The organism is Mycolicibacterium arseniciresistens (genome assembly GCF_030519285.1).
Classification (GTDB): Bacteria; Actinomycetota; Actinomycetes; order Mycobacteriales; family Mycobacteriaceae; genus Mycobacterium; species Mycobacterium arseniciresistens.
Genome location: NZ_JAUMSQ010000264.1, coordinates 1 through 7,142, shown reverse-complemented (window position 1 = coordinate 7,142; position 7,142 = coordinate 1). Strand labels below are relative to the sequence as shown.

Below are 7,142 nucleotides of genomic sequence, written 5' to 3'. Positions count from 1 at the left end.
CACGACCGCGCGTGCATCCGCACCGGGACCACCGGCAGCCCGCCGTCATCGGCGGGCGGTGTGCCGAGCCAGGCCTGGGCGCCCGAGTCGGTGAGGATGTGGCGGCGTTCGGCGGCGCCGACGTCCGCGGGCACCGGCACCACGGGCACCCCGGCGATCAGGCAGCCGGTGATGGCCAGCACCGTCGCCGCGCTCGGCGTCGCCAGCACCGCCACCCGGTGCGCACCGGCGACACGCTCGGCCACCGAGGTCGCGGCGCCGACGAGATCGCTGCGGCTGAGCACCGCCCCGTCGATCCGGACCGCGTCGGAGATGTCGGCTCCCCCGGCGACCGCGGCGGGATTCAGCGAGGCCAGCAACACGCCAGCGAGGCTACTCGCCGCGGTTCGGCGATACTGTGCCGGTGACTTCCATCGAGCGCGTCGGATCTCGCGAGGTGTACCGCAACGCGTGGCTGACGGTGCGCGAGGACGACATCCGCCGCCCCGACGGCAGCCCCGGCATCTACGCAGTGGTCGACAAGCCGACCTACGCGCTGGTGATCCCGCGTGACGGCGACCGGTTCACCCTGGTCGAGCAGTACCGGTATCCACTCGGCCTGCGGCGCTGGGAATTCCCGCAGGGCACGGCGCCCGGGATGGCGGCGATGGACGCCGAACCGCTCGCGGCCCGCGAACTGCGCGAGGAGACCGGACTGCGTGCGGCGACGCTGACGCTGCTGGGCCGGCTCGACGTCGCGCCCGGGATGAGCAGTCAGCGGGGGTGGGTGTTCCTGGCCACCGGCGTCACGCAGGGCGACCATGACCGCGAGCACGAGGAGCAGGACATGCACAGCGCATGGTTCTCCCGCGCCGAGGTCGAGAAGATGATGCGTGACGGCGACATCACCGATGCCCAGTCGATCGCCGCGTGGGCCCTGCTGTTGCTCAGCGAGCACGTCTAGCCGCCGATGATTCGGGCGGCCGGGTGAGGTCAGCACTCAGGACGAAAGGAAAACGCCATGAGTACCGACGACACCGAGATCCGCGAGGTCATCACCGGGTGGGCCGCCGCGATCCGCGACTGCGACCAGGACGGGGTGCTGAGCGGCCACGACCCCGACATCGTCATGTTCGACGTCCCGCCGCCCTATCGCGGCGTGCGCGGCATCGACGAGTACCGGGCGTCGTGGCCGCCGTTCTTCGAATACATCCGCCAGGGCGCGCAGTTCGAGATCGAGGAACTCGACGTCACCGCGGGCGAGGACGTCGCCTTCGCGTGGGGCCTGCTGCGGTGCGGCAAGCCTGAGGAATTCGAGACCAATCCCGAGAACCGGCTGCGCATCACGGTGGGGTTGCGCCGGGTCGACGGCCGCTGGCGGGTCATCCACGAACACCATTCCTTCCCGATGCTCGGCTGACCGGAGTAATACAACGGTCATCGGCGCGGAAAAGCCGCGAAACAGCGCCACCTCAAGATGGGTGCACCATGACCACGTTGACCAGAACGCTCATCGAGGGCAGGGCGAACGGCCGCCCCGTCGACGACATCCCGCCACTGCGCCGGCTCGTGCCGCTGGCCTTGCAGCACGTGCTCGCGATGTACGCAGGCGCCGTCGCGGTGCCCCTGATCGTCGGTGGGGCGATGGTCGCGGCCGGGCGGCTCGAGCAGTCCGACATCGTGCACCTGATCATGGCCGACCTGCTGGTGGCAGGCATCGCGACCATCGTGCAGGCGGTCGGCTTCTGGCGGTTCGGGGTCCGGCTGCCGCTGATGCAGGGCGTCACGTTCGCGGCCGTCGGGCCGATGATCACCATCGGCGCCAACCACGGCATCACGACGATCTATGGCTCCGTCATCGCCTGCGGATTGTTCATGATGGCGCTCGCGCCGGTGTTCGGGAAGCTGATCCGCTTCTTCCCGCCGCTGGTGACGGGCACCATCATCCTCATCATCGGGGTGTCGCTGATGCGGGTGGCCGCCGGCTGGTTCGGCGGCGGAACGGGCCCCGAATTCGGCGACCCGAAGGCCGTCGGCATGGGCTTCTTCACCCTCGCCGTCATCATCGCGCTCGAACGCTTCGCACCCGAGAGTGTGCGGCGGGTGTCGATCCTGCTCGGCCTGATCGTGGGCACGGTCGTGGCGATCCCGCTGGGGATGACCGACTGGAGCCACATGGGCGAGTACGGCTGGGTGGGCGTGGTGACACCGTTCCAGTTCGGGCTGCCGACCTTCGAGATCAGCTCGATCATCGCGCTGCTCATCGTCGCGATCGTGATCATGACCGAGACCACCGGCGACATCGTGGCGGTGGGTGAGATCGTCGACGAGAAGATCACGCCCCGACGGCTCGCCGACGGGTTACGCGCCGACGGTCTCGGCACGGTGCTTGGCGGCGTCTTCAACACGTTCCCGTACACGGCGTTCGCGCAGAACGTCGGCCTGGTGGCGATCACCGGCGTGCGCAGCCGCCATGTCGCGACCGCGGCGGGGGTGATCCTGGTGCTGCTGGGCCTGCTGCCGAAGATGGCCGCCGTGGTGGAGGGCATCCCGCTTCCGGTGCTCGGCGGCGCCGGGGTGGCGCTGTTCGGGATGGTCGCGGCAAGCGGCGTGCGCACCCTGGCGAAGGTGCGGTTCGACAACACGAACGTGCTCGTGGTGGCGATCTCGGTGGGCGTCGCGATGCTCACCGAAGCCAAGCTGTACTACACCGACCGGGCACTCGCCGACAGCCCGGTCAACGTTTCGCTCGACCTGTATCACCAGTTCCCCGACTGGTTCCAGACGATCTTCCATTCCGGTATCTCGGCCGGAGCGGTGACGGCGATCGCGCTCAATCTTCTGCTCAACCGCCACCGAGCCGCCCCGGACGAGGACGACACCCCGGCGGCCTACGACGCGCCGAGGGGCGCGCTGCCCGATCCGCTCGACGCGCTGCGGGCGGCCGACCCATCGACCCCGCCGCAGCAGTTGCGCGAGCTCGCCGAGGCGCGGCCCGAACTGCACACCATCATCGTCACGAACCCCTCCACCGACGTCGAGACCTGCGAGTGGATCAAGCAGCAGGGCGACCCGCGGGTCGAAGCGGTGTGCCAGAAGTGGGACGAGGTCACCGAGGGCCGGTTCTCTCGCCGCAGTCGCGAGTAGCGGGCGTGGCGTAACCGGCTGCCCGGCGTTCACCGTCATACGGTGGGACGATGCACATTCGCCGCCTCGGCACGGTCCTGCTGACCGCGGTGTCCGTGGCCGCGTTCGTGACTCCCTCCACCGCTCAGGCGGCGGGACAGGTGTGGTCCGGCCGGTATTCGCTGGTGCGCTACGCCGCCGAGAAGACCGGGACGAGCCTGGCCGCCCAGCAGTGGGAGCCCACCTTCAGCGACGTGTACCTGTTCACCACCGACTGCTCGACGGGGCGGTGCGTCGCCACGGTCGTCGGCGGGCCGAAGCCGCAGAACCCGACCCTGCCGCAGCCGCCGCGCTACACCTGGGACGGCGAGAAGTGGGTGCACGTCTACGACTGGCAGTGGGACTGCTATCAGGGCCCGGGTGTGGAGAAGGTGTGGGCGCCGGCCCGCTCGGTGGCGTGGTACGCGCCGCACTCCGACGGCGTCCTACGGGGCAACTGGCGCACCGACATCCAGGGCGGTCCGTGCAACGGCTCCGTCGAGATGGCCGTCGACGCCTCCCCCGTCTTCTGACGCTTCTGCGTTGACTTTGCACTCAGATCACGATTTCGCCTGTCGCGGCGATCTGTGAGCAATGTCAATGCGCCGCGGGCGCGGAGTCAGCGGCGTTCGGCGAGCGCGCGCAGGAAGAACGTCAGGTTGGCCGGACGCTCGGCCAGCCTGCGGACGAAGTAGCCGTACCACTGGGTGCCGAACGGCACGTACACCCGCACCGGGTCACCGCTCTCGGCCAGCCGGACCTGCTCGGGATCCCGCACGCCGTACAGCATCTGGTACTCGAAATCGTCGACGCCGCGGCCGTGTTCGCGCACCAGCGCAGGCACCGCGCCGATGATCGCCGGATCGTGGGACGCCACCATCGGGTAGCCCGAGCCGCCCATCAGCACCCGCAGGCAACGCAGATAGGAGTCGGTGACCTCGTCGGCGTCGCGGTAGGCCACCGTCGCCGGCTCGTCATACGCGCCCTTGCACAGCCGGATCCGCGCCCCGGCGGCGGCGAAGTCCTCGCAGTCGGCCTCGGTGCGGCGCAGATAGGCCTGCAGCACCGTGCCCAGCCAGTCGAAGTCGGCGCGCAGTTCGCGCACGATCGACAGCGTCGAGTCGGTAGTGGTGTGGTCTTCGGCGTCCACGGTCACCCACGCTCCGATCTGCTGGGCCCGCCCGCAGATCGTGTGTGCGTTCTCCAGCGCGATCTTCTCGCCGTCGCGGGGCAGCGCCTGCCCGAGCGCCGACAGCTTCAGCGACACCTCGAGTGGCCGCACCGTCGAACCGGTGTCACGGCGGCGGCCCAGCGCGTCGAGCAGGCCGAGGTAGGCGTCGACGTTGGCGGTGGCGGCCTCGGTGTCGGCGACGTCCTCGCCGAGGTAGTCGATGCTGACCATCCGGCCGGACTCGCGCAGCGCCGCAACGGAGCTCAGCGCATCGTCGACCGTCTCGCCCGGCACGAACCGGTGTACCACGCTGCGGGTCAACGGGATTCGCTCGGCGGTGCGGCGCAACCGCTTGGACCGGCCGGCCGCGAGGATCGCCGGCCGGGCCACCCGCTGGAAGACGCCCATGTCAGGCGCCCATGTGCGGGTAGCGGTGATCGGTGGCCGGGACGAACGTCTCCTTGATCGACCGGGCCGACGTCCAGCGCAGCAGGTTCTGCATCGACCCGGCCTTGTCGTTGGTGCCCGAACCGCGGGAACCGCCGAACGGCTGCTGGCCGACGACCGCGCCGGTCGGTTTGTCGTTGACGTAGAAGTTGCCCGCCGCGTGGCGCAGCCGGGTCTGGGCGGCCAGCACCGCCGCACGGTCGGTCGCGATCACCGCGCCGGTGAGCGCGTAGGCGGCGCCGGCGTCGATGGTCTCGAGGATCTGCTCGTACTCGCCGTCGGGGTAGACGTGCACGCTCAGGATCGGCCCGAAGTACTCGGTGCTGAAGGACTCGTCGCCTGGGTCGTCGGACAGCAGCACGGTCGGCCGCACGAAATAGCCTTCGCTGTCGTCGTACTCGCCGCCGACGGCGACCGTCACGTTCGGCGCGCTCTTCGCCCGCTCGATCGCTGCGACGTTCTTGGCGAACGCGCGCTCGTCGATCAGCGCGCCGCCGAAGTTCGTCAGGTCGGCGACGTCGCCGTAGCGCAGGGTTTCGGTGGCGCCGAGGAAGTCGTCGCCCATCCGCTGCCACACCGACCGCGGCACGAACGCCCGCGAGGCCGCCGAACACTTCTGCCCCTGGTAGTCGAACGCACCGCGGATGAGCGCGGTCCGCAGCACGTCGGGATCGGCGCTGGTGTGCGCGAGCACGAAGTCCTTCCCGCCGGTCTCCCCCACCAGCCGCGGATAGGTGCGATAGCGGTCGATGTTCGCGCCGACCTCGCGCCACAGGTGCTGGAACGTCGCCGTCGATCCGGTGAAGTGGATGCCCGCCAGCCGCGGGTCGCTCAGCACCACCTCGGACACCGCCTGACCGTCTCCGGTGAGCAGGTTGATCACCCCCGGCGGCAGGCCCGCCGCCTCGAGCAGCTGCATGGTCAGGTAGGCCGCGAACGTCTGTGTCGGCGAGGGCTTCCACACCACGGTGTTGCCGAGCAGGGCGGGGGCGGTGGGCAGGTTGCCCGCGATCGCGGTGAAGTTGAACGGGGTGATCGCGTAGACGAACCCCTCGAGCGGCCGGTAGTCGGCGCGGTTCCACACGCCGCGGGTGCTCAGCGGCTGCTGTTCGAGGATCTGCCGGGCGAACGCCACATTGAATCGCCAGAAGTCGATCAGCTCGCACGCCGCGTCGATCTCGGCCTGGTATGCGGACTTGGACTGGCCGAGCATGGTGGCGGCGCAGAGCTTCTCCCGCCACGGGCCGGCAAGCAGGTCGGCCGCGCGCAGGAACACCGCGGCGCGCTCGTCGAACGGGGTGGCCTCCCAGCCGGCCTTGGCGGCGATCGCCGCGTCGACGGCCGCGCCTGCATCGGTGTGCTCGGCGTTGGTCAGCGTGCCGAGCCGCGCACCGTGGCGGTGGGGCTGCACGACGTCGATGCGCGTCCCGCCGCCCATCCGGTGTTCGCCGCCGATGACGTGCGGCAGGTCGAGGGGGTCGGCGGCCAGTGCCGAGAGTGCGTCGGTGAGGCGGGTGCGTTCACCCGAGCCGGGGGCGTAGTCGTGCACCGGCTCGTTCGCCGGCAACGGCACATCGGTGATGGCGTCCATGGAATGAGGATCCCCGAAGCGGACGCCCGGCAGACTGGCCGATCGGCCAAGACATTGCGGCTGCCGCTATAGAATCGGACAGTATGCCGTCGGCCCGCATCCCGCTCGGTGAGCTGCTGTTGGCGCTGGACCGCACGATGGTCGGCCTCGAGCACGCGCCGCGCGGCCTCGATGTCCCGGTCGGGTCGGTCGCCCTGGTCGACGCCGACGACGTCCGCCTGGGGCTGGCGCTCGGTGCGGGCAGTGCCGATCTGTTCTTCCTGCTCGGCGTGCCCGACGACGCGGCCGCGCGCTGGCTGACCGGTCAGGCCCGGCCACCGGTCGCGATCTTCGTCAAGGCGCCGACGCCCCGGCTGATCGAGCATGCCGGCGCGGCGGGAGTGGCCGTGGTGGCGGTGGACCCGCAGGCCAGGTGGGAGCGGCTCTACCGGCTGGTGAACCACATCTTCGACCACCGCAATGACCTGTCCGACACGCAGTTACCCGGCGGCACAGATCTTTTCGCGTTGGCCCAGGCCATCGCCGATCGCACCCGCGGCCTGGTCAGCATCGAGGATGCCGCCTCTCATGTGCTGGCGTACTCCTCCTCCAATGCCGAAGCCGACGAGTTGCGGCGGTTGTCGATCCTCGGCCGCGCCGGGCCGCCGGAGCACCTCGAGTGGATCGGCCAGTGGGGCATCTTCGACTCGCTGCGCGCCGGCGGCGACGTGGTCCGCGTCGCCGAACGCCCCGAACTGGGCCTGCGGCCGCGGCTCGCCGTGGGCGTCCACCTGCCCTCGGCCGGCGATC

General features: G+C 70.3%; 7 protein-coding genes and 1 pseudogene. 5 read left to right on the top strand and 3 right to left on the bottom strand.

Annotation, left to right across the window (positions count from 1 at the left end):
• Positions 1–362 (bottom strand): AMP-binding protein (locus tag Q2100_RS24780; protein ID WP_302916187.1); only part of this gene is annotated, 362 nt, incomplete at its 3' end.
• Between the two features lie 41 nt (positions 363–403).
• Here Q2100_RS24780 and Q2100_RS24775 point away from each other — a divergent pair.
• The 4 genes from Q2100_RS24775 (at position 404) to Q2100_RS24760 (ending at position 3,677) form a co-directional block, all read left to right on the top strand.
• On the top strand, positions 404–943 hold the full coding sequence (locus Q2100_RS24775) for an NUDIX domain-containing protein (RefSeq protein WP_302916186.1): 540 nt from the start codon (positions 404–406) through the stop codon (positions 941–943).
• Between the two features lie 57 nt (positions 944–1,000).
• On the top strand, positions 1,001–1,399 hold the full coding sequence (locus tag Q2100_RS24770; protein ID WP_302916185.1) for a YybH family protein: 399 nt from the start codon (positions 1,001–1,003) through the stop codon (positions 1,397–1,399).
• A gap of 68 nt (positions 1,400–1,467) precedes the next feature.
• A complete protein-coding gene (locus Q2100_RS24765) occupies positions 1,468–3,126 on the top strand; it encodes a nucleobase:cation symporter-2 family protein (protein WP_302916184.1) in 1,659 nt (552 codons plus the stop codon).
• Between the two features lie 50 nt (positions 3,127–3,176).
• Positions 3,177–3,677: an Rv2253 family sensor-like surface protein gene (locus Q2100_RS24760; RefSeq protein WP_407667685.1), complete on the top strand. Its 501-nt coding sequence runs from the start codon at positions 3,177–3,179 to the stop codon at positions 3,675–3,677.
• An 86-nt stretch (positions 3,678–3,763) separates the two neighbouring features.
• Here the strand turns inward: Q2100_RS24760 and Q2100_RS24755 are convergent, their stop codons facing one another.
• On the bottom strand, positions 3,764–4,723 hold the full coding sequence (locus tag Q2100_RS24755) for a proline dehydrogenase family protein (protein ID WP_302916183.1): 960 nt from the start codon (positions 4,721–4,723) through the stop codon (positions 3,764–3,766).
• 1 nt (position 4,724) lies between these two features.
• Entirely contained in the window at positions 4,725–6,353 is a 1,629-nt protein-coding gene (gene pruA, locus Q2100_RS24750; protein WP_302916182.1) for an L-glutamate gamma-semialdehyde dehydrogenase, read from the bottom strand.
• Between the two features lie 83 nt (positions 6,354–6,436).
• Between pruA and Q2100_RS24745 the strand changes: the two are divergent.
• Positions 6,437–7,142 (top strand): annotated as a pseudogene (locus tag Q2100_RS24745) (PucR family transcriptional regulator); the annotation flags it as partial.